Origin of the sequence: Kribbella sp. NPDC051137 (genome assembly GCF_040682535.1) — a bacterium.
Taxonomy (GTDB): Bacteria; Actinomycetota; Actinomycetes; order Propionibacteriales; family Kribbellaceae; genus Kribbella; species Kribbella karoonensis.
The window spans coordinates 276,035-298,556 of sequence record NZ_JBFBBI010000007.1; the positions used below are offsets into that span (position 1 = coordinate 276,035).

Genomic DNA, 22,522 nt, shown 5'->3' on the forward strand with positions numbered 1-22,522 from the left:
ATCGATTTCCCATGACGAAGGAACCGCCCATGCTCCGTCGTGTCGTCGCCCTCCTTGCCTGCGCAGTCCTCGCCCTACCGACCTCCGCGGCGTCGGCCGCACCACCAGGAAACGACAACGGCCCGGTCGGGTGGGACGTGTACCGGAATCTGGACCGGTTACCCGAGCTCCAGACCGGCGTCCGTACCAAGCAGTTCTCCAGCTTCGGCCGTGACGGCACGAACAACGACGGCTTCGACGGCACCTACTCCTGCCTCCGGACGACGAGCGCGGGCTGCGTGATCGCGGAGGCGAGCGGCGCCGGCGAGGTCGCGTCGATCTGGTTCACCCGCGACGACGGCAACGTGTCCAGGACAGGCACGATCACCGTCGAGCTCGACGGCAAGCAGGTGCTGCACGGGTCGCTGCAGGACATCGTCGACGGCAAGCTCGGCGCCCCGTTCAGCTACCCGCTGGTCGCGAACGGCGCGCAGAGCAGCGGCGGCGTCTACATCCGGGTGCCGATGCCGTACCGGTCCTCGATGCGGATCACCACCCAGAACAACCCGCTCTTCTACCACGTCGACTACCGCCGGTTCCCGGACGCGAACGGCATCTCGACGTTCGACCCGGGCGACAAGGCCGAGGACGTGCTGAAGCTGCTGAACGCGGCCGGTACCAAGGACCCCAAGCCGGCGCAGCCCGGCGCGCGGACCACGTCCACCCCGCTGAACCTTGCCCCGGGCAAGCAAGCGACACTGGCCGACACGTTCGGTCCGGGCGAGCTGAGCGCGCTCCGGCTGAAACTGCCGGACATCGTCGGTCTGGACCTGAAGAGCGTGACGGACGACGGCCGCGCGTTCCTCGGCGGCAGCTCGTTCACGATGAAGATCGACCCCGCGAACACCGGCGTGAAGCTGACCCGCCGGATGGACCTGCGGATCGGAAACCAGCGCGCGAAGATCCTCGTCGACGGCGCACCGGCCGGCGAGTGGGCACCGCTCAAGGCGCAGGGTGCGCAGTGGTACGACCAGACCGTCGACCTGCCGGCGTCGCTGACCGCGGGCAAGTCGCAGATCACGATCACCAACCAGTTCATCTCGTCCGACCTCGACTTCAACGAGTTCGCGTACTGGGTCGACTCCGGGGACAAGCTCGACGTCGGCCCGAACCACGTCGCCGACGAGCAGGCCCACAACTACTCGATCAGCAAGCAGAACTGGGCCGGTGAGCACGCGATGACGTACGCCGCGACCGACGCCGACGCGGCCCGGGTGAAGCCGTCCGACACGCTGCTCGCCGGCATCCGCGTCCAGGTGACGATCGACGGCCAGAAGCGGGTCGACGCCCCGCTCGGCGAGTTCTTCGGCTCCGGCCTCGGCGAGAACCCGGTGCACTCGTTGTTCTTCGCGATGGACCCCGACGGCTGGTACTCGTCCTGGTGGCCGATGCCGTACGTCGCCCACGCGACCGTGAGGCTGGTGAACCCGACGTCGTACCCGCTGAAGGGGCAGGCAGAGGTGACGGCCGCGCCCGACAGGAGCAAGGCGACCGAGCTGGCGACCGGGAAGATCGGGTACTTCACCGCGATCTCGAAGCGCGGCGAGACCACGCAGGGCAGCGACTGGACGTTCGCGGACGTGGCCGGGCGTGGGAAGTTCGTCGGCGTCTCCCAGACCATGGAGGGACTGCTTGCCGACGGCAACACCCGCGGGTACCTCGAGGGCGATGAGCGGGTGTACGCCGACGGCGAGCGGACACCGGCCATCCACGGCACCGGCACCGAGGACTTCTACGAGTCCGGCTGGTACTTCAACGCGGGCACCTACTCGACGCCGTTCCACGGCAACTCCGCGCACGAGGTCCGGGCCGGCTTCTGCACGAACGAGTGCGACGGCGCCTGGCGGCTGCACATCACCGACTCGGTCGCGTTCGAGAACCAGCTCGACTTCGGCATCGAACACGGTCAGCAGGACGACCACCCGGCGATCTACGGCTCAACGGCGTTCCTCTACAAGGCCGCCGGTTTCGGCGCCCGTGAGACCGACCGCATCGACGTCGGCTCCGCCGCCGGCCGTCAGCAGCACGGGTACGCCGACAACGGCACCCAGACCGAGCTGACCTCGGTCTACGAAGGTGACCACGACGACATCTCCCTGACCGACCAGGTCCGCTCCAGCACCCAGCCGATCCGCTTCCGGGTAGCGATCGACCCGGCCAACAAGGGTGTGACCCTGCGCCGCACCAGCGACCAGAACAGTCCAGGGCAGTCCGCGCAGGTGGTTGTCAACGGCAAGGATTCGGGCACCTGGCTGCAGCCCCTCGGGAACACCCACCAACGCTGGCTCGACGACAACTACCAGCTCCCGGCAACTGTCACCGCGGGCCGCGACCACCTGGACATCGAGCTCCGTCCGACCGGTCCGGCGTGGACGGCGTCGTCGTACGTCGTCCAGTCACTCACCCAGCCGTACGCCGACCGCCGCGCCCCCGCGGCCGTCACCGGGCTCGCGGCCGTCGGACGACCGGACAACGCGATCAACGTGACGTGGTCGGACGTGCCTGACGAGAGCGGAATCGCCTACTACAACGTGTACGGCACGAAGGCGGGTGGGACCGAGAAGCTGCTGGGGACGAGTCCGCTTCCCGGGTTCCTGCACCGAGGCCTGGGAATGGGGGAGAGCTGGAGCTATCGCGTGGCGGCTGTTGACTTGGCGGGGAACGTCGGCGCCAAGTCGGCGGCGGTGCAGGGGACGAGTGGCCGGACCTTGCGCATCGAAGGCGAGTCGATGCTACCGCCGGTGTCGTCAACTGTTGCCGTTGATCCGCAGGGGAACTGTTGTGGCGTGAGCTGGTCCGGTGGCGCGCAGGCGTGGATCCACGGCGCGAAGGCCGGCGACAAGGCCGTGTTCGCGTTCACCGTCCCGACGACCGGTACCTACCAGCTGTCGACGGTGCTGACGAAGGCCGCCGACTACGGCATCGTCGGGGTCCAGGTGGACGGTGGGACACCGGTACCGTTCGACGGGTACCAGGCCTCGGGTGTCGGGACCCAGGCCGTTGACCTCGGCACCCTTCAGCTGAGCGCAGGCACTCACCAGTTCACCGTGACCGTTACCGGCAAGAACGCGGCAGCTATCGGCTATCTCGCCGGGGTCGACGTGCTCGACCTTAAGCTCGGCACGTGAACGCTTTGGAAGGACGCCGTACCGCGCTCGTCCTGATCGACCTGATGCCACGGATCGTGGCGTTGCCGACCGCGCCGCTGAGCGGTCCCGACGTACTGGAACGGTCCGTGGCACTGGCCGCGGCGACCCGCGAGGCCGGCGGGCTGGTGGTGAACGTCCGGGTGGAACGCCCGGGTGTCGAGGTCCAGCCCGACGGCAGCGGCTTCGCGCCCGGGGCCGAGCCGCGGCCCGGGGACCTGGAGATCGTGAAGCGCACGATCGGCGCGTTCGGCCGGACGGTGCTCGACGGCGAGCTCCAGTCCCGCGGCATCGCGAACGTCGTCCTGGCCGGCATCGCCACCAACTTCGGGGTCGAGTCGACCGGGCGGGCGGCGTCCGACCTCGGGTACGAGACCTTCTTCGTCACCGACGCGATGACCGGCCTCGACGGTGACGCGCACGCTTTCGCGGTCGGCTACGCTTTCCCCCGGTTGGGCAGTACCTGTAGTTCGGCGGAATACCTGGAAGCGCTGGGGGTGTGATGGGTTCGTTCGACGTACTGCTGGACGATGAGCGTACGCAGCTGGAGGCGTTCCTCGAGGAGCATCGCGGTGCGATCGAGGCGACGCTCGACGGGCTGACCGAGGACCAGGTCCGCCGTCGGCTCGTCCCGTCGGCGACGACGTTGCTCGGGTTGCTGAAGCACCTCACGTGGATGCAGCGGATCTGGTTCGAGGAGTGCGTGGGCGGCACGTCCCGGCAGGAGCTCGGGATGGGGCAGAACCCGGACGACTCGTTCCGGCTGGCCGACGACGAAACGATCGCGTCGGTGACAGCTGCCCATCAGAAGGCGTGCGCGACCGCACGGGAGATCGCCGCCGGCCTGCCGCTGGACACGGTCGTCACCGGGCACCCGAGAGGCCCGCGCACGCTCCGCTGGGTGTACCTGCAGGTGCTGCGCGAACTCGCCCAGCACCGCGGCCACGCCGACATCCTGCGCGAACAACTGCTAGGGCATGCCTCCTGATCCCACGCCTACTGCGGGGCACTCGGCACGGCATCTCGCCGCACGGGCGCAAAGGGAACGATGCTCCGCATCGACCCCTTCGCCCCCGCGCGCCGAGCTACCGCACCGAGCACCTCCTCGCTACGACGTGGGATCAGGAGACATGCCCTAGCCGAATAGCGAACTGTTCTCCTGCACCCAGGTCTGCAACGTGCGAGCCGGGTGACCGGTGACGTCGGCGACGGTCGTGTTCACCGAGGTTTCGTCGATCGTCCGGTCGCCGAAGAACGACTCGATCGCGGCCGCGTACGGCTCAGGCATCGAGGCGTGCAGCTCCGCATGGGTCTCCGCACGACTCATCGGGTACGCCGTCAACGGCCGGCCGAGGCCCTCCGCGAGGATCCCGACCTGCTCGACCGGTGTCAGCGCGACCGGCCCGGTGAGCCGCAGTACCTCGGAATCGTGCGCGCCCTGCAGCGCCCGGACCGCGAGGTCGCCGATGTCGAGCGGGTGGATCGTCGACACCGGGACGTCGGGGAACTGCACGCGGACCTCGTCGCCCGCGCGGAGCTGGTCGAGCCAGCGCAACGTGTTCGACATGAACGAGTTCGGCCGCAGGAACGTCCACGCCAGCCCGGATGCCCGGACCGCCTCCTCGGTGGCGTGGTGGTACGCCGCGACCGCGTTCACCGGCTCGCCGTCGAGCGAACTGCTGGACAGTACGACGACCTTCCGGATCCCCGCCCGTACCGCGTTCGCGAGCAGTTCGTCGAGCCGCTCGTAACCGCTGAGCAGGAAGATCCCGGTGACGCCGGGTAATGCGTCGGCGAAGGACTCCGGCCGGTTCAGGTCGCCGGTCACCGGCTCGATCCCGGGCGGCAGGTGTGCCGCCGCCCGGACCAGCCCGCGGCCCGGGATTCCTTGGGCCGCCAGCGACTGTGCCACCGCGCCGCCGGCGTTTCCGGTCGCACCCGTGATCAGGATCGTCATTGCCCAACTCTGACACGGGACGGGTGGCATCGCGGACCGCCGTCGGTCTAGGCGGTTGGTGAGTGCTGGGCGTCCACCCTGTGCCAGGTCCGGGCGCCCGACTTCAGGACGACCGGTCCGCGGAGCTCGACGACGGCTGTCGGATCGTCCAGGCGGGCGCCGTCGACGGATACCGCGCCCTGGCGGAGGAGGCGGCGCAGCTCGGAGTTGCTGGCGTTCGGATGCGCGGCCCGGAGCAGGTCGAGGACCGTGGGGCGGTCCAACGCAACGCTGATCTCCGGCATGTCGGCCGGCTCGGACCGATCGCTGAACGTACGGCGGAACGCGTCCAGCTCCGCCTTCGCCACCCCCGCGCCGTGGTACCGCGTCACGACCGCGGCCGCCAGCCGGAGCTTCGCGTCCCGGGCCGCCGGTCCGGACGCGTCCGCGAGTGCGGCAACCGTCTCGAGCGGCAGTTCGGTGTACACCCGCGCGTACGCCTCCACCAGCTCGTCCGGAATGCTCATCAGCTTCCCGAACTTGTCGCGTGGGCTGTCGGTCAGCCCGATGTAGTTGTTCAGCGACTTCGACTGCTTGGCGCGACCGTCGATCCCGGGCGTGATCGTGGTCGTGATCACCACCTGGGGCGGCGCCCCGAGCCGCTGCTGGAAGTGCCGGCCGAGCTGCTCGTTGAACAGCTGGTCGGACCCCACGATCGTCAGATCGCTCTGCATCGCGAAGCTGTCGTATCCCTGCAGCACCGGGTACACCAGCTCGTGGACGGCGATCTCCCGCCCGGCCGCGACCCGGTCGCGGAACATGTCCCGCGCCATCAACTGGGCATGCGTGACCTGCGCGAACAACCCGAGCAGTTCCGCGACGGGCATCGCGTCGTACCACTCGGAGTTCCGCCGTACCTCGAAGACGGCGGGATCGGTCCGCAACACCAGCGACACCTGCGACAGGAACGACGCCGCGTTCGCGTCGATCTGCGCGGGCGTGAGGACCGGGCGGGTCTCGGAGCGCCCGGTCGGGTCGCCGACGCGGGTGGTGAGATCGCCGAGCAGGAACACCACCCCGGTGCCCGAGGTCCTGCAGCTGGCGCATCATCCACAGGTTGACCGCGTGCCCGAGGTGCAGGTCGGGCGCGGTGCAGTCGACGCCGTACTTGATCCGCAGCGGCCGCCCGGAGTCCAGGCGTTCACGCAGGTCGTCCTCGCCGACGATCAGGTCGGTGGTACGTCGTAACCGGTCGATCACAGCATTCATGGGGTTCCTCTCAGGGCGAGGCACCCGCGAACCAGTGCCTCCGGCGAACGGAAAGAGGCAGGAACCGGACGGTTCCTGCCTCGGAGGCTCTGGGTGGTGCGGACTGCGGGGACTACCGGACGCCGGCCCCTCCCAGAGCCGGTCGATAGATCACGCAGTGCTTGGTCACACCGTGAGGCTAGCAGCCACTGGAACCCGGGCGGAACCCGATTAGGCTCGGTCGCGTGACCGACGAGCGGGTGGTACTGGTGGACGACGGCGGGCGGGCGATCGGGACCGCGGCGAAGGCCGCGGTCCATCACGCGGCGACCCCGCTGCACCTCGCGTTCTCCAGCTACGTCGTCGACGCCGGCGGGCGGGTGCTGCTCACCCGGCGGGCACTGCACAAGCCGACCTGGCCGGGTGTCTGGACGAACAGTTGCTGCGGGCATCCACTGCCGGGGGAGCCGGTCGCCGACGCGGTCCGGCGCCGGCTCGTCGACGAGCTGGGAATCGTGGTCGACACGGTCGACTTGGTGCTGCCCGGGTTCCGGTACCGCGCCGAGATGCCGAACGGCATGGTCGAGAACGAGCTCTGCCCGGTGTACCGGGTGTGGTGGACCGGTGACCCGACGCCGAACCCGGCCGAGGTCGCGGACTTCCGCTGGGCCTCGTGGGAGGAGGTCCGCACCACTACCGACCTCTCGCCCTGGTGCCTCCTGCAGCTCGACGAACTCCGGAACCCGCCGGCTGACTGGCCGATCGCCGACCCGTCCCGGCTACCACCCGCCGCCCAGATCTGACTCGAGCAGATCACCGTGTACGGCGACAGCCGCCGTACTGGCCTGCCCTGCCGCACCGATCGCGAGCAACGCCGGCGCCGCCGTCGTACCGGCCGCGTAGACCCCGGGAACGGTGGTCCGTCCGCCCTCGTCGACCACGACCGCCCCGTCGGTGACCTGGCATCCGATCCGCTCCGCCAGATCGCTCTGCTGATGCTGCCGCACCACCACGAACACCCGCGCCGCGGCCAAGGTCTCCCCGTTGACCAGCCGAACCCCTGACCCCACGTCGGCGACCCGCTCGGTCCGCACCTTGACCCCGGCCACGGCGAGCCGATCCAGCTGCGTCCCCGTCAGAACGTCGCCGTCCGTGCACAGCACCACGTCGTCGCTCCACCGGCTGAGCAGCAACGCCCGCGCCACCGACCGATCCGGTGCACCCCGCATGCCCAGCTGCACCAGCGGCTGATCCCGCACCTCCCACCCGTGGCAGTGTGGACACGCCACGACGGACTGCCCCCAGCCGTCCGCCACCCCTGGTACGTCGGGCAGTTCGTCCCACAACCCGGTCGCCAGTACGACAACCCGCACGTGCCGCCCGCCGACCACGAACCCGTCGTCGTCCGGCGTCACCTCCTCGACCCTGCGTTCCTGTACGTCGACGCCGTACGCCGCCAACTGCTGCCGCCCGACGGCCAGCAGTTCGTCGGGCGCGAGGTCCGCGACGCCGAGGTAGTTGTGCACGTGCGACGCCGCCCGGTTCCGCGCCCGCCCGTCGTCGAACAGCACCACCTGCCGCCGCGCCCGCCCCAACGTCAACGCAGCCTGCAGTCCCGCCACACTTCCACCGATCACCGCGACATCCATACTGCCATCATACGAGACGATCAGTCTCATAGTTTGAAATTCACTGGCCGTTCCCACCTGCCGGACCGCCTAATGGCCGGGTGATCCGGATCAGGCCCGTCGAGACCGACGCCGACTACGAGGCCTGGCGTCAGGTGCGCCTCGCAGTGCTGCCGTACGAGCGCGCGCCGAGTGTCGCCGAGCTGCGGAAGGCCCACACCCCGCAGCGGCTGATGCTGCTCGCCGAGCTGGCCGGTGAGGTCGTCGCGCACGGCAACTCCGACCGCTCGAACGAGGCGGATCGGGCCTCCGTGACCGCGCGGGTCCGTCCCGAGGCGCGCCGGCACGGCGTCGGTACGGCGTTGCTCCGGGTGCTGACCGAGCATGCGGCGGGACAGGGCTACACGATCGCCGGATGCACGATCGACGACGACGGCTCGCTGGCGTTCGCGAAGCGCTTCGGGTTCACCGAGTTCCTCCGCCAGGTCGAGCAGGTCCGCCGGATCGCCGACGAACCCTGGCCGGATGTGCCGGCCGGGTACGCCGTCGTACCGGTCGCGGAGCGGCCCGAGCTGTGGGCCGCGGCGTACGAGCAGGTCGCGATCCCGACGCTCCCGGATCTGGACACCACGTCGCCGATGCACGTGACGGCGGAGGAGTGGGCGACGGAGTGGATCAACGATCCGGCCTCGATGTTCCTGGCCGTGGCCGGTGACGAGGTGATCGGCGTCGCCGGGCTGTGGCTCGACACCGACGTACCCGAGCGGGCGGAGGTCGGCTACACCGCGGTCCGGCCGGACTGGCGGGGCAAGGGGGTGGCGTCGACGCTCAAGCGGACGAGCATGGCGTGGGCGGCTGAGCACGGCATCACCGAGATCTACACCTGGACCCAAGAGGGCAACGAGAACATGCGGCGCCTGAACGAGCACCTCGGCTTCACGTACCGGACGGTGAGCGTCAACGTCCGTGCGGAGCTACCGTTGCAGTTCCCGGAGCAGCTCGGGTCCTGACCAGGATCTCCGGTCGGTCTCGGCCTCCCGGATCAGGTCGACCAGCTTGCCGTTCACCGGTGCGGTCCGGCCGAGCGACGCGGCCAGCCGGACGACCTCCCCGTTCAGGTAGTCGATCTCGGTCGGACGGGCCGCCTCCAGGTCCTCCCACATCGACGTCCGGGCCAGCGGGTCGACGGCCAGCACCTTGCCCGCCAGGCGCCGGAACAGGAAGTCCGGCAGCCGCAGCACGGCGGGGAAGCGTTCCATCGGTACGGCGAGCAGCCGCGCCGGGCGGATCCCGGCCGCGGCGAGCAACTCCAGCGCCTCGGCCTGTGCGACCGCCAGGCAGCGGCGATACGCGCGCTGCGAGAGCTCTTCACGCAACGGCAGGTCGGAGAGCGCGTTGATCGGGTTGTTCAGGTTCAGCAGGAGCTTCGACCACTGCACGGGCAGGATGTCGTCGTGCTGGGTGAGCGGCAGCCCCGCGCGCTCGAAGGACCCGGCGTACGGCGCGAGTGCCGGATCCCGTTGTACGTCGAGCTTTCCCTCGGTGCCCTGGTGGAAGACGCCGGCGCCGCGGTTCAGCACGTTGAACGGCACCATCCCGGCCACTACGACCTGCTCCGGCAGCCGCGACCGCAGCACCTCGGCGTTCCGTACGCCGTTCTGGAAGCTCACCACGACGGCGCCCGGCGACAGCACCGCCGCCAGTTCCTCCGCCGCCTGCGCGGTCGCTGCCGACTTCACCGTCACCAGCACAAGCTCCGCGCCGTCCGCACCGTCCGGCGTCGTCTCGAAAGGCACGTCGGCAACCCGGAGATCGGCGCCCAGGTAGTCCGTCAACCGCAACCCGTGCGCCGCCACCGCGGCCGCCGTCCGTGGCCGCCCGACGAACGTCACCGGCGTCCCGGTCGCCGCGAGCCGGCCGCCCACGTAGCAGCCGATACCGCCCGCACCGTAGACCGCGATCATGAGGACAAGGTACCGAAGGACAGGAAGTGCCCGGACGGATCGGGCACGTCCTGTCCTTGTGCAGAGATCCCGGGCCAACCCGACCAAAGGAAACCCGGGGTACTCCTGCTCAGCGGGGGCGGTTGACCGGCCGCCGGCCGTATCCCGCCAGCGGACGGGTGGAGACGTGATGGTGGTCTCCGGGTTCGTAGTGAGCGGCACACTCACCCGAACCGTGACGGCGTGCCGACTTGGCGAACGTGAACGTTTCGAGACCGACGGCGTACAGACTCCACAGGGCGAAGCCGAGTGCGCCCACGGCGATCAGGATCAGTGGAAGCGCGATAACAGCACCCATGACGGGCCTCCGTTTCTGCCGGTCTCCCCGGTACCCCGTTTTCCGGGATTTCAGCCGTCCGCTAGTGCAGCCGCACCCGTGGGTCGAGTACGGCGTAGCCGATGTCTACGAGGATGTTCGCGACGACCACCGCCGCCGAGGCGAACAGGACGATGCCGATGATCACCGGCAGGTCCTGCTGGTTGATCGCGACCACCGCTGTCTGCCCGAGCCCCGGCAGGCTGAACACGGTCTCGGTCACGACCACGCCGCCGATCAGTTGCCCGAGGTCGATGCCGAACTGGGTGACCACCGGCGTCAGCGCGCTGCGCAGGCCGTGCACGTAGATCACCCGGTTCTCGCGGAGTCCTTTCGAGCGGGCCGTCCGGATGTAGTCCTCACCGAGCACGTCCAGCATCGAGGCCCGGGTCAACCGGGTGTACGTCGCCGCCAGCAACAGCGCGAGCGCGATCCAGGGCAGGAACAGGTGCTGGAACCAGGTCCCGAACCCGCCGGTCAGCGGCGAGTAGCCGCCGGCCGGGAACCAGCGGAAACCTGCCAGCGTGAGGCGGAAGTACAGGAAGTACAACAGCAGCAGGCCGAGCAGGAACGACGGGAACGAGTAGAAGAACAGCGAGAACAACGTCAGCCCGCGGTCCGCCAGCGACCGGGGGTGGACCGCCGAGACGACCCCGTTGAACACACCCAGCAGCAGCCAGAGCACGGAAGCGCCGAGCGCCAGCGAAAGTGTCACCGGCAGGGCCTGCCCGATGATCGTGGTCACCGGCACCTGGTGGTAGTAGTCGTACCCGAGGTTCCCCTTCAGCGCGTTGCCGAGGAAGTGCAGGTACTGCTTCCAGACCGGCAGGTCCAGGCCCAGCCGGTGCTTGATCAGCGCGATCGTCTCCGGCGTCCCCTGCCGGCCCGCGAGCGTCTGCGCGACGTTGCTGGGGGCAACGAAGAACAGCCCGAACACCGCGACGCTGATCAGCCACAGGACCAGGAGCCCGTGACCGATCCGTCGTACCAGGAACATCGCCATGGTCAGGTCCGATCTGCGCGGGGGTCGAAGGCGTCCCGGACCCCGTCACCGAAGAGGTTGAAGGCGAGCGTGGTGATCAGCAGTGCCAGACCGGGGAACAGGATGAACCACCACGCGGTCGTGTAGTAGTTCTGCGACTCGCTGATCATCCCGCCCCAGTCCGCCGTCGGCGGCGGCAGCCCGAGCCCGAGGAACGACAGTGTCGCCTGTGTGACGATCACGACCGGGATCAGCAACGTCGTGTAGACGATCACCGGTGCGATCACGTTCGGCAGTACGTCGACGTACATGATCCGGCCGTCGCCGGCACCGAGTGACCGGGCGGCCTCGACGTACTCGCGTTCCCGGATCGACAGCACCTGGCCGCGGACGATCCGGGCCACCGACGCCCAGCTGAAGAAGCCGATCACCAACACGGTCACGGTCAGGCTCGGGCCGGTCACGGACACCAGCGCGATCGCGACCAGCAGGAACGGCACCGACAGCACGACGTCGATCAGCCGCGCCAGGATCGTGTCGACGATCCCGCCGAGGAACCCCGCGGCGAGACCCAGCACGACGCCGATCGCGACCGTGATCGCGGTCGCGATCACGCCGACCAGCAGCGAGATGCGGGCGCCGTAGGCGATCCGCACCAGGATGTCCCGGCCGAGGTCGTCGGTGCCGAGCCAGAACGTGCCGTTCGGCCCGCGCGGCAACCCGTCCGGGGTGAGCCCGATGGAGCGGTACTGCTCGTTCGGCGGGTGCCCGGTGACCGCCGCGAACAGCGGTGCCAGGAGTGCCATCAGCACGATCAGCACGATCACGCCCAGCGAGATCATCGCCACCTTGTCCCTGCGCAACCGCCGCATCGCGAGCGAGAACGGACTGCGCCCCTCGATGGCCCTGGGCTCGTCGACGACGTCGACGAGTTCGATGGCGGTGGTCATGATGCCTTCAGGTCAGGTACGGCGGTGGACAGGTCCTCGCCCACCGTCAGCGGGTAGAAACAAGCCGTGCGGTGCTCGGGTTTGTCGTCAAGCACCGGCTCCAGCGGCGGCACCTCGGCCGCGCAGTCGAGCCGGGCCTTGGGACACCGCGTATGGAACCTGCACCCCTCCGGCGGGTTCGTCGCGGCCGGGATGTCGCCCCCGAGGATGATCTGCTCACGGCTGTCGGCGGTGTCCGGGTCGGCCACCGGCAGCGCGGAAAGCAGCGCCCGCGTGTACGGGTGCCGGGTCATCCCGAACAACTGGTCGGTCGGCGCCAGCTCGACGATCTTGCCCAGGTACATCACCGCGATCCGGTCGCTGACGTGCCGGACCACGGACAGGTCGTGCGTGATGAAGACGTACGTCAGGTTCAGCTCCTGCTGCAGGTCCGCCAGCAGGTTGATGATCTGCGCCTGGATCGACACGTCCAGCGCCGACACCGGCTCGTCGCAGATCACCAGCTTCGGCCGCAGCGCGAGCGCCCTGGCCACCCCGATCCGTTGCCGCTGGCCACCGGAGAACTCGGCCGGGAACCTGTTGTAGTGCTCGGGGTTCAGCCCGACCAGCTCCATCAGCTCCTGGACCTTCTTCTTCCTTTCGTTGCCGGAAGCAATGTTGTGGATGGCGAACGGGTCGCCGATGATCGAGCCGACCCGGCGGCGCGGGTTCAGCGATCCGTACGGGTCCTGGAAGATCACCTGGACGTCGCGGCGCAACGGCCGCATCGCCTTCCGGGACAGCTTGGTGATGTCGTGGCCCTCGAACCACACCGAGCCCGAGGTCACGTCGTACAGCCTGGCCATACACCGGGCCAGCGTGGACTTGCCGCAGCCGGTCTCGCCGACCAGTCCGAGGGTTTCGCCCTTGTGCACCTCGAGGGAGACACCGGCGACGGCCTGGACCACCTCCTTCGAATGGGTCGGGAACTCCTTGCGGACGTCGTCAACCTTCAGCAGTACTTCGTCATTCACGATGCGACCGCCTCGTTCACGTTGTGGGGAAGCCAGCAGGCGGACTGGTGGCGCGGATCGCCGCCGACGTTCAGCAGCGGTGGGGTCTCCGAGCACTTCTCGAACACGTGCGGGCAGCGGGCCGCGAACGGGCAGCCCTTGGGCAGGTTGATCAGGCTCGGCGGCGTCCCCGGGATCGGGGTCAGCCGGTCACCGCTGCGGGCCGGCAGCGAGGCCAGCAGCCCCTGGGTGTACGGGTGGTGGTTGCGGTAGAAGATGTCGCGGCGCGGCGCGCGCTCCATCACCGACCCGGCGTACATCACCACCACCTCGTCGGCCATCTCGGCCACCACGCCGAGGTCGTGGGTGATCAGGATGATCGCGGTGCCGAACTGCTCCTGCAGCCGGCGCATCACGTTCAGCACCTGGGCCTGTACGGTCACGTCCAGCGCGGTGGTCGGCTCGTCCGCGATCAGCAGCGCCGGGTCGAGCGCCATCGCCATCGCGATCATCACCCGTTGCCGCATCCCGCCGGAGAACTGGTGCGGATAGTCGTCGATCCGGTCCGCCGCCCGCGGGATGCCGACCAGCGTGAGCAGCTCGGCGGCCCGTTTCCGGGCCGCCTGCTTGCTGATGTCCTGGTCGTGCGCCCGGATCATCTCGACGATCTGCCAGCCGACCCGGTACTGCGGGTGCAGGCTGGACAGCGGGTCCTGGAAGATCATCCCGATCCGCGCCCCTCGCAACCGGCGCAGCGTACGTTCGTCGGCGGTGATCAGGTCCGTGCCGTCGAAGTACGCCGTACCGGACACCTTCGCGCCCCGGGTGAGGCCGGTGATGGTCTGGGTGGAGACGCTCTTCCCGGATCCCGACTCACCCACCACGGCGAGGGTCTGGCCGGCTTCCACGTCGTACGACAACCCCCGGACGGCACGGACGGTGCCGTCCGGGGTGTCGAAGGAGACCTTGAGGTCCCTTACTTCCAGCAGGGGCATCGGGCCTCCCGGTCTGGACTGAGGAGCGGAGGGAGCGCAGCGACCGGAGCGACGAGGGAAGACCGGGAGCCAAAGCCCGATGCCCCCCGCGCCGGAGGCGCGGCATGCGACACAGCCATCAGGTCAGCCCTGCTTGTCCTTGTCGATCCACACGTTGGTCGGGTCGAAGTTCTGGATCGCGGGGACGTAGTTGGCGTTGTGCACCTGCGCCGCGTGGTAGTTCGGGTTCTTCGGGTTGGTCAGCGGGAAGAACGGCGCGTCGGCCATCACCTGCGCGTCGGCCTTGGCCCACGCCGCGGACGCCTGGTCCAAGGTCGGTGCCTTGATCGCCTGGTTGATCAGGTTGTTCGTCGCCGGGCTGTTGTACAGGCCGAAGTTGCTGCCGATCGGCGGGAACGACGGCTCGCCGGAGAACAGCGGGTTGAAGAACGACAGCGCCGCGTTGCCGTACCAGTCAGCGCCCCAGCCGGCCAGCGACAGGTCCCACACGCCGCGCTTGGCGACGCTCGGCACCTGCAGGTACTTCACGTAGAAGTCCGCGTTCGGCGACGGTACGCCGACGACCTTGACGCCGACCTTCGACAGGTCCTGCTGGATCGTCTGGAAGGCCTTGCTGCTGCCCTCGGAGGCGTTCCGGTACAGGAACTTCAGCGTCAGGTTCGGGAAGCCGGCCGCGGCCAGCATCTGCTTGGCCTTGTCGGGGTTGTACGGATACGGGTCGTTCTTCTTGGAGCCGACGATGTTGTCGGGCAGCACCTGGGTCAGCGGCGGGTTGATGGTCGGGCCGCCGAGCACCTGCAGGATGTTGGAGCGGTTGATCGCGTAGCTGATCGCCTGCCGCACCTTCACGTTCGCGAGTGCCTTGTTGTTGTTCGGCGACGCGGTGTTGTAGACGACGTACGGGTTGCTGGACGCGGTCGGGCCCAGGTTCAGGTTCGGGTCCTTCTTGGCGATCAGGGCCGGCAGCTGCGACGGCGGCGGTCCGGCGTCGAACTCCATGTCGGCCGTCGGGGTCCCGGTCTGCAGCTGTTGCTGGATCGAGTCCTGGCTGACCGTCTCGTTCACGACGATCTTGTCCACGTACGCCTTGCGGACCGGGTCGGAGGCGGCGTCCCAGGCGGGGTTGCGGGAGTACGTGATCGACTTGGTCGGAACCCAGGAGTCGACCTTGTACGGACCGTCGGACGGGAAGTGGTTACCGAGCTCGGTGCTGGCCGGGAGGTAGTTCAGCGACTCGACCGGAGCGGGTGAGAAGGCCGGCAGCGTCAGCATGTCGACGAAGTACGTGGCCGGCGAGGTCAGGTGGAACACGACCGTGGTGTCGTCCTTGGCGACCACGCCCGGCAGCGGCGTCTTCTCGATGTAGTCCTTGATCCCGGCGACCGTCTTCGGCGCCTTCGAGAAACCGTCGGAGAACGCCTTGTACCCGGTGATCAGGTTCGCGAAGTCCGGGATGCCGCCGAACGGCTGCTGCGGGTTCGCGGTCCGCTTGACACCGCGGACCACGTCGGCCGCGGTCACCTGCCGGGCCGGGGAGGTGCTCCACTTGGCGCCCGGGCGGATCTTGATCGTGTAGGTCAGGCCGTCGCCGCTGACCTCGCCGTTCGCGGTGGTCGGCATGTCCGTGGCCAGATCGGCCACCGGCTTGGTGTTGTCGCTACCGGGATCGGCCGGATAGGTGAACAGCTGGCGGCTCCACATCCGCAGGTTCAGGTAGCCGATCGAGTAGTAGCTCACGTTGGGATCCATGTAGTCGACGTCGCCCGTCCCGAGCATGTTCAGGGTGCCGCCGGTGACCGGGGTGCCGGCCGTGCCGGATCCGGACGGTGTGTTCCCGCCGTTGCTACATGCCGCGAGCGTGATGCTCGCGACCGCGGCAAGGGATAGCGCCGCGAGCCGTCTTCTGGCCATTGGTCCTCCTCCGGGACTCGATACGGCCGAAGCTAGGACTTCCGCATCTGCCCGGAACCCCGGTCACCGAACCGTCAAGGAGATGTCACCGGCGCCGCGCCCGAATATGTCGGATTCATGACATCCGTTACCGACGGTCAGCCCGCGGGTGAGCGACACTGGTCCTGTGGCACACAGCCTGCTGTTGGTCGACGACGAACCGCGGATCCGGCGGGTACTGCGACTTGCCCTGGAGGACGAGGGCTACGAGGTCGCGGAGGCCGCGAACGGGTACGACGCGCTGGCCGCGCTGCGCCGGGAGCCCCCGGACGTGGTGCTGCTGGACCTGATGCTGCCGGACCGGGACGGATTCACGGTCTGCCGGGAGATCCGCCGCTCCAGCGACGTGCCGGTGATCATGGTGACCGCGCGCACCGACAGCCACGACGTGGTCGCGGGTCTGGAGGCGGGCGCCGACGACTACGTGACGAAACCGCTTGTTGCCAAGGAGTTGTCGGCCCGGATCCGGGCGCTGCTCCGCCGGGTCGAGCCGGCGAACGCGCGGCAGGCCGACCTGCTCGCGGTCGGCGACCTGCGGATCGACGTACCGGGCGCCGAGGTGACCCGGGACGGCGAGGTGCTGCCGTTGACCCGGACCGAGTTCAAGCTGCTCGCCGAGCTGGCCGGTGCCGAGGGCAAGGTTCTCAGCCGGGAGCAGCTGCTCTCGAAGGTCTGGGGCTACGGGTACTTCGGGGACAGCCGGATCGTCGACGTGCACGTCCGGCGGCTGCGGCTGAAGATCGAGCGCGACCCGGCCAGCCCGAAGCACCTCGTCACCGCCCGTGGCCTGGGCTACCGACTGGTGAGCTGACCTTGCTGGGGCGATTCACCCTCCGGGGCCGGGTGATGCTGGCGTACGGTCTGCTGGCCCTGGGGCTGTCGGCCGTACTGGCGATGGTCACCTGGGGCGTCGTCTCGGACTACCTGACCCACCAGCGCGAGCAGTCCGCGAAGCTCGTCACCGAGGAAAGTACGACGGCCCTGCGGTACGGGCTGTTCGGCGTACCGGATCCGTGCCAGCCGGCCCGGGAACACACCGAGTGCCCGGAACCGACGCTGCAGCCGGGCGTCTCCCCGATGGCGGTGCTGAACAGCCTGCCGTCGACGGACGCGGCGGCGTCGATGCTGTACGTCGACGAACACTGGTACGCGCTGACCGGGAAGCCGTCGGACCTGCCGCCGGACCTGATCCAGTCCGCCCTCGGAGGTACGCCGGTGCAGCGCCGGATCGACATCAACGGCCGGCCGGTGCTCGCGGTCGGCGTACCGCTCGGGGCCGGCACCCGGGGCGACGCGTTCTTCGAGTGGCATCCGCTGTCGACGCTGGACGCCACGCTGGACACGCTGAAGATCACGCTGATCGCGGCAGCGGTCGCGACCACGCTGATCGGCCTCGCGGTCGGCCGGCTGGCGAGCACCGTCGCGCTGCGCCCCTTGGCCGAGCTCGCCGGGGTCGCGGACGCGATCGCGCACGGCAAGCTGGACGCCCGGTTGCAGGCCGAGAACGACAAGGACCTGGGCGGTCTGGCCCGGTCGTTCAACCGGACGGCCGCGGACCTGGAACGCCGGGTGGCCACGGACGCCCGGTTCGCCGGCGACGTCAGCCACGAGCTGCGGACGCCGCTGATGACGATGCTGAACTCGATGCAGCTGATCCAGAACCACCGCGACGAGCTGCCGGCCGCGGTCCGGGAGCCGGTCGAGCTGCTCGGCGACGACCTGGACCGGTTCCGGCGGCTGGTGATCGACCTGCTGGAGATCTCCCGTGACGACGGCGGCGACCGGGGCAGCCGGGAGACCGTCCGGATCGCCGACCTGGTGCGCGCCGCCGCCGACGCGGCGGCCGGGCGCGAGGTGACCGAGGTGGAGCACGAAGCCGAAGGGCTCACGCTGCAGGCCGACAAGCGGCGGCTCGAGCGGGTGGTCGCGAACCTGGTCGAGAACGCCGAGGACCACGCAGGCGGCTGCAAGGGCGTCGGGGTCCGGACCGGCGGTCTCGGCGTGGTGATCACCGTCGACGACGCCGGTCCCGGGATCGCGGTCGAGGACCGGGCGCGGATCTTCGAGCGGTTCGGCCGCGGTGAGACGTCCGGCCGCGGCCGCGGCGTCGGACTCGGCCTGGCGATCGTCGCCCGGCACGTCCAGTGGCATCGCGGAACCATCCGCGTCACCGAGCGCCCGGGCGGCGGCGCGCGGTTCGTCATCGAGCTGCCGGCGAAAACCAGCTGACGGCAGTTGGCCGCTCCGGTTACCGTGGGGCACATGGCTACTTGCCTCTGTGTCTAGCTGGCGCACTCACTCCCACAGGTGAAGTGCGTCTACTAATAATCACGGAGAGTAACCATCATGATCACCGTTCGCGGTGTTGATATTCGCGTCGCGGCCCAGCTGCTGCTGGCCGGCCTCTCGTTCACCGTCGGCGCCGGGGACCGCGTCGGGCTGGTCGGCCGCAACGGCGCCGGCAAGACCACGCTGATGAAGACCCTGGCCGGCGAGGCACGTCCGGCCGCCGGGGAGATCGCCGTCACCGGGTCGGTCGGCTACCTGCCGCAGGACCCGCGGGCGGCCGACCCCGCGATCACCGTCACCGACCGGATCCTGTCCGCCCGCGGTCTCGACGAGGCCGTCCGCCGGTTGCGCGCGGCTGAGACCGCGATGAGCACGGCGGCGACCGGAGCGGCCCAGGAGAAGGCGATGGCGGCGTACGCGCGCGCCGAGGCGGCGTTCCAGGCGGGCGGCGGGTATGCGGCCGAGGCGGAGGCGGCGCGGCTCGCGGCCGGTGTCGGCCTGCCGAACCGGGCGCTGCAGCAGCCGATCGGCGAACTGTCCGGCGGGCAGCGCCGGCGCGTCGAGCTGGCCCGGATCCTGTTCGCGCAGCACGACACGCTGCTGCTCGACGAACCGACCAACCACCTGGACGCGGACTCGGTGCTGTGGCTGCGGCAGTTCCTGCTCGGGTACCCGGGCGGCCTGATCGTCATCAGCCACGACCGGGAGTTGCTGAAGGCAACGGTCAACCGGGTCTTCCACCTGGACCCGCAGCGGCTGACGATCGACCTGCACAACACCGGCTGGACGAAGTACCTCGAACAGCTGCAGCTGGACGAGCGGCGGCGGCAGCGGGAGCGCGCGGTCGCCGAGCGGAAGGCCGCCGCCCTGCACACGCAGGCGGCGAAGATGCAGGCGGGTGCGAACACCGCGGTCGCGGCCAAGAACATGGCGCGACGCGCGGACAAGCTGCTCTCGGACCTGGAGCCGGTACGGCGGGCGTCCCGGGTCGCGAAGATCCGCCTCCCGGCCCCGGCGCCGTCCGGCCGGACGCCGCTGTCCGCGGTCGGCCTGAAGAAGTCGTACGGCGCCCTCCAGGTGCTGGACGGCGTGGACCTGGCCGTCGACCGCGGCAGCCGGGTCGTCATCCTCGGGCTGAACGGTGCCGGCAAGACCACGCTGCTCCGGCTCCTCGCGGGGCGGGAACAGCCGGACGCCGGTCGCGTCGTACCGGGGCACGGCCTGCGGCTCGGGTACTTCGCCCAGGAGCACGACACGCTGGACCTGGCGGGCACCGTACGGCAGAACCTGGCCGCGGTGGCGCCCGGTCTGACCGACGGCGAGGTGCGGAACGTGCTCGGGTCGTTCCTGTTCAGTGGCGACGACGTGGACAAGCCGGCCGGTGTCCTGTCCGGCGGCGAGAAGACACGGCTGGCGCTGGCCGGGCTGGTCCACTCGAGCGCGAACGTGCTGCTGCTCGACGAGCCGACGAACAACCTCGACCCGGCCTCCCGGGACGAGGTGCTCGGCGCGGTCGGCAGCTACCCGGGCGCGATCGTGATGGTCACCCACGACGAGGGCGCGATCGAGTCGTTGCGCCCGGACCGTGTGCTGATCCTGCCGGACGCCACCGAGGACCTGTGGTCCGACGACTACCTGGACCTCGTCTCGCTGGCGTAGGTCAACCCTGGGGTTGAGGCCCGGGATCCACCCGGGTCTCACCTCCGGGCTGACGTCCGGGAGGACGAATCCGAGGAGTGTTGTGACCAACAACGAACCTCCTCGGAAGGAACTGAAATGTCGGCCCTGATCGGAATCCTGATTGGCGTCCTGGTGCTGGTACGGGTGATCGGCCGGCAGGTGACCGGCTCCCTGATCACCTCGAAGTCGCTGTTCCTGATGCCAGTGATCCTGCTGGGCGTCGGCGTCCTCTCGCTGGCCTCGGTTGTGCACACCGCGACCGCGGGCGAGCTCGGCTTCCTCGTCCTCGAAGGCGTCGTACTGCTCGGCCTGGGGGTCGCCCGGGGCACGAGCATCCGGCTCAGCCCGACCGACCGCGGACTCTTCCAGAAGGGCACCGCCGCGACCCTCGTACTCTGGCTGGTCACCATCGCCTTCCGGGTCGGTACGACCTTCGCCGCGGCCGCGCTGTGGCCGCACAACACCTTCGGACAGGCGTCGATCGCGCTCACCGTCGGCCTCACGATCGGCGCCCAGAACGCGATGGTCTACCGCCGGGCGCTCGCGATGAACGTCCCGCTCGCCGCCCAGCAGGCATGATGTGAAGCATGAGTTGGACGCTGTCGGGCCAGGTACGGGACTCCTCCGTGCCTGGCCTGCTGCTGCGCGCGGTGCCCGGCGTGATCACGATCATCTCGGTGGTGGTCGGGGCGCACAGCGACGACCGGCGGGCGCCGTACTGGGTGGTGCTGGTGCTCGGCGCCGTCGTTGTCCTGGGCAACCTCTCGCTGTTCCCGCTGAGGTACGGCGAACCGCCTGGCGCGGCCGGCTACGGAATGCTGGCCTTCACCGTCGCCGGCTCCGCGCTCTGGTACGTACTGCCGTCCAGCGCGATGCTCGTCATCCCGTTCTGGGCCAGCCGGGCCGCGGTCCGGTACTTCCGCGCGAAGCCGCTGGAATGGGTGATCGTCGGAGCGAGCATCGTCGGGGCGAGCGTGCCGCTGTACCTGACCACGCACTCGCTGCCGGGGTCGTTCGGCGCGGCGTTCGGGGTGATCGCGCTGACGCTCGCGGCGATCAACCGGCGGTCGCGGGAACAGCGGCTCGAGGAGCTCGAGGTGTCGCTGGCCCGGAAGCAGGCCGCGATCGAGGAGCACGGCCGGGCCGCTGCGCTGGCCGAGCGGGCGCGGATCGCCCGCGACGTGCACGACGTACTGGCGCACTCCCTGGCCGGGTTGTCGCTGAGCCTGCAGGGGGCGCGGCTGATGCTGGTCCGGGACGGGGCGTCGCCGGAGGCGATCGAGCAGGTGACGCGGGCGCAGGGGCTGGCCGCTGAGGGGCTGGCCGAGGCGCGGCGGGCGGTCGCGGCGCTGCGGGAGGACGCGGTTCCGGACGTACGGGCGCTTGCCGATCTGGTCACGGCGTACCGGCTGGAGAGCGGGGCTGCCGCGGTCTTCGAGGTGGACGGCGCGGAGCGGGAGTTGCCGGCGGAGGTCCTGAGCACGCTGTACCGGACGCTGCAGGAGTCGCTGGCGAACATCCGCAAGCATGCGCCGGGGGCGCCGGTGCGGGTGCGACTGTCGTACGGCCCGGTGGTTGAGTTGACCGTGGACGACGAACAGGACAAGCGCCCGGAACGGGCGGCGCCGGGCGGCTATGGTCTGCTCGGGATGCGCGAACGTGCCGACCTGGTCGGCGGATCACTGGAGGCCGGCCCGACATCCACGGGCTGGCGGGTAGAACTGAAGGTGCCTGCGTGAGCTTGCGAGTGGTGGTCGCCGACGACCAGACCGTGGTCCGGGACGGGTTGGTCACGTTGCTGAAACTGCTGCCCGGGATCGACGTGATCGCGGCCGCGTCCGACGGCCGGGAAGCCGTCGCCCTGGTCGCGGAGCACGATCCCGACGTACTGCTGGTGGATCTTCGGATGCCGACCATGGACGGTGTGGAGGCGACCCGGATCGTACGCACGGAACACCCGCGGACCGAGGTCGTGGTGCTGACGACGTACAGTGACGACGACTCCGTCCTGTCCGCGCTGCGCGCCGGCGCCCGCGGCTTCCTCACCAAGGACGCCGACGCCGAATCCATCGGCCGCGCCCTGGAAGCGGCCGCCGACGGCCAGTCCATCCTCGACGCCGACGTCCAGCGCCGCCTGATCGAAGGCACCACGACCGCTCCGAAGCCGGTCACGGACTCAGGCCTCACCCCCCGAGAACTGGAAGTCCTCCGCCTGATCGCCGAGGGCCTCTCCAACACCGAGATCGCCCGCCACCTGGTGGTCAGCGAAGCCACGGTCAAAACCCACATCAACCACCTCTTCGCCAAAGCCAACCTCCGCGACCGAGCCCAAGCCGTCGCCTACGCCTACCGCCTAGGCCTCGCCTGA

The 22,522-nt window shown here is 69.6% G+C and carries 21 protein-coding genes and 1 pseudogene; 11 read left to right on the top strand and 11 right to left on the bottom strand.

Annotated features, from left to right (window positions below; all coding sequences use genetic code 11):
* Window positions 1-29: 29 nt before the first annotated feature.
* From AB0M51_RS36660 to AB0M51_RS36670, 3 genes are read left to right on the top strand one after another with little or no spacing between them, the layout of a single operon-like run.
* On the top strand, window positions 30-3,167 hold the full coding sequence (locus AB0M51_RS36660; RefSeq protein ID WP_344191104.1) for a DUF2961 domain-containing protein: 3,138 nt from the start codon (window positions 30-32) through the stop codon (window positions 3,165-3,167).
* Window positions 3,164-3,688: an isochorismatase family protein gene (locus AB0M51_RS36665; protein WP_344191102.1), complete on the top strand. Its 525-nt coding sequence runs from the start codon at window positions 3,164-3,166 to the stop codon at window positions 3,686-3,688. Before AB0M51_RS36660 ends, AB0M51_RS36665 begins: the two co-directional genes overlap by 4 nt.
* Entirely contained in the window at window positions 3,688-4,173 is a 486-nt protein-coding gene (locus AB0M51_RS36670; protein ID WP_344191100.1) for a DinB family protein, read from the top strand. The genes AB0M51_RS36665 and AB0M51_RS36670 overlap by 1 nt, the downstream gene beginning before the upstream one ends.
* Window positions 4,174-4,320: 147 nt before the next feature.
* Here the strand turns inward: AB0M51_RS36670 and AB0M51_RS36675 are convergent, their stop codons facing one another.
* The 3 genes and pseudogenes from AB0M51_RS36675 to AB0M51_RS36685 form a co-directional block, all read right to left on the bottom strand.
* Window positions 4,321-5,142 (bottom strand): NAD(P)H-binding protein, encoded by an 822-nt coding sequence (locus AB0M51_RS36675; RefSeq protein ID WP_344191228.1) that lies wholly within the window; start codon window positions 5,140-5,142, stop codon window positions 4,321-4,323.
* Window positions 5,143-5,189: 47 nt separating this feature from the next.
* Window positions 5,190-6,197 carry a tyrosine--tRNA ligase gene (gene tyrS, locus AB0M51_RS36680; RefSeq protein WP_344191098.1) on the bottom strand — a complete coding sequence of 336 codons (1,008 nt, stop codon included), beginning with the start codon at window positions 6,195-6,197 and terminating at the stop codon, window positions 5,190-5,192.
* A gap of 52 nt (window positions 6,198-6,249) precedes the next feature.
* Window positions 6,250-6,390 (bottom strand): annotated as a pseudogene (locus AB0M51_RS36685) (tyrosine--tRNA ligase); the annotation flags it as partial.
* A 224-nt stretch (window positions 6,391-6,614) separates the two neighbouring features.
* On the opposite strand from AB0M51_RS36685, the gene idi reads away from it, so the two are divergent.
* Window positions 6,615-7,172, top strand: a complete 558-nt coding sequence (gene idi / locus AB0M51_RS36690; RefSeq protein ID WP_344191096.1) for an isopentenyl-diphosphate Delta-isomerase — start codon at window positions 6,615-6,617, stop codon at window positions 7,170-7,172.
* On the opposite strand, the gene AB0M51_RS36695 is transcribed toward idi, so the two are convergent.
* Window positions 7,149-8,018 carry an NAD(P)/FAD-dependent oxidoreductase gene (locus AB0M51_RS36695; protein ID WP_344191094.1) on the bottom strand — a complete coding sequence of 290 codons (870 nt, stop codon included), beginning with the start codon at window positions 8,016-8,018 and terminating at the stop codon, window positions 7,149-7,151. The genes idi and AB0M51_RS36695 overlap by 24 nt on opposite strands.
* A gap of 80 nt (window positions 8,019-8,098) precedes the next feature.
* Here AB0M51_RS36695 and AB0M51_RS36700 point away from each other — a divergent pair, with 80 nt between their 5' ends.
* On the top strand, window positions 8,099-9,007 hold the full coding sequence (locus tag AB0M51_RS36700) for a GNAT family N-acetyltransferase (protein ID WP_344191091.1): 909 nt from the start codon (window positions 8,099-8,101) through the stop codon (window positions 9,005-9,007).
* On the opposite strand, the gene AB0M51_RS36705 is transcribed toward AB0M51_RS36700, so the two are convergent.
* From AB0M51_RS36705 to AB0M51_RS36735, 7 genes are all read right to left on the bottom strand, one after another.
* Complete coding sequence (locus tag AB0M51_RS36705) at window positions 8,972-9,961, bottom strand: 2-dehydropantoate 2-reductase (RefSeq protein WP_344191089.1); 990 nt, start codon at window positions 9,959-9,961, stop codon at window positions 8,972-8,974. The two genes, AB0M51_RS36700 and AB0M51_RS36705, sit on opposite strands and share 36 nt — an antisense overlap.
* Before the next feature lie 109 nt (window positions 9,962-10,070).
* A complete protein-coding gene (locus tag AB0M51_RS36710) occupies window positions 10,071-10,298 on the bottom strand; it encodes a hypothetical protein (RefSeq protein WP_344191087.1) in 228 nt (75 codons plus the stop codon).
* Window positions 10,299-10,359: 61 nt separating this feature from the next.
* Window positions 10,360-11,319 (bottom strand): ABC transporter permease, encoded by a 960-nt coding sequence (locus AB0M51_RS36715; protein WP_344191085.1) that lies wholly within the window; start codon window positions 11,317-11,319, stop codon window positions 10,360-10,362.
* A 2-nt stretch (window positions 11,320-11,321) separates the two neighbouring features.
* Window positions 11,322-12,248 carry an ABC transporter permease gene (locus AB0M51_RS36720; protein WP_344191083.1) on the bottom strand — a complete coding sequence of 309 codons (927 nt, stop codon included), beginning with the start codon at window positions 12,246-12,248 and terminating at the stop codon, window positions 11,322-11,324.
* Window positions 12,245-13,261, bottom strand: coding sequence for an oligopeptide/dipeptide ABC transporter ATP-binding protein (locus AB0M51_RS36725; RefSeq protein ID WP_344191081.1), 1,017 nt, complete (start codon window positions 13,259-13,261; stop codon window positions 12,245-12,247). The genes AB0M51_RS36720 and AB0M51_RS36725 overlap by 4 nt, the downstream gene beginning before the upstream one ends.
* Window positions 13,258-14,235: an ABC transporter ATP-binding protein gene (locus tag AB0M51_RS36730; protein WP_363752807.1), complete on the bottom strand. Its 978-nt coding sequence runs from the start codon at window positions 14,233-14,235 to the stop codon at window positions 13,258-13,260. The genes AB0M51_RS36725 and AB0M51_RS36730 overlap by 4 nt, the downstream gene beginning before the upstream one ends.
* 123 nt (window positions 14,236-14,358) lie before the next feature.
* On the bottom strand, window positions 14,359-16,146 hold the full coding sequence (locus AB0M51_RS36735) for an ABC transporter substrate-binding protein (RefSeq protein WP_344191077.1): 1,788 nt from the start codon (window positions 16,144-16,146) through the stop codon (window positions 14,359-14,361).
* Window positions 16,147-16,312: 166 nt separating this feature from the next.
* On the opposite strand from AB0M51_RS36735, the gene AB0M51_RS36740 reads away from it, so the two are divergent.
* From AB0M51_RS36740 to AB0M51_RS36765, 6 genes are all read left to right on the top strand, one after another.
* Window positions 16,313-16,996 (top strand): response regulator transcription factor, encoded by a 684-nt coding sequence (locus tag AB0M51_RS36740; protein ID WP_363752810.1) that lies wholly within the window; start codon window positions 16,313-16,315, stop codon window positions 16,994-16,996.
* Window positions 16,997-16,998: 2 nt separating this feature from the next.
* On the top strand, window positions 16,999-18,414 hold the full coding sequence (locus tag AB0M51_RS36745; protein WP_344191073.1) for a HAMP domain-containing sensor histidine kinase: 1,416 nt from the start codon (window positions 16,999-17,001) through the stop codon (window positions 18,412-18,414).
* A 117-nt stretch (window positions 18,415-18,531) separates the two neighbouring features.
* Window positions 18,532-20,133: an ABC-F family ATP-binding cassette domain-containing protein gene (locus tag AB0M51_RS36750; protein WP_363752814.1), complete on the top strand. Its 1,602-nt coding sequence runs from the start codon at window positions 18,532-18,534 to the stop codon at window positions 20,131-20,133.
* A gap of 117 nt (window positions 20,134-20,250) precedes the next feature.
* Window positions 20,251-20,733, top strand: coding sequence for a hypothetical protein (locus tag AB0M51_RS36755; RefSeq protein WP_363752817.1), 483 nt, complete (start codon window positions 20,251-20,253; stop codon window positions 20,731-20,733).
* A gap of 8 nt (window positions 20,734-20,741) precedes the next feature.
* Complete coding sequence (locus AB0M51_RS36760; protein WP_363752820.1) at window positions 20,742-21,893, top strand: histidine kinase; 1,152 nt, start codon at window positions 20,742-20,744, stop codon at window positions 21,891-21,893.
* Complete coding sequence (locus AB0M51_RS36765) at window positions 21,890-22,522, top strand: response regulator transcription factor (RefSeq protein WP_363752823.1); 633 nt, start codon at window positions 21,890-21,892, stop codon at window positions 22,520-22,522. The genes AB0M51_RS36760 and AB0M51_RS36765 overlap by 4 nt, the downstream gene beginning before the upstream one ends.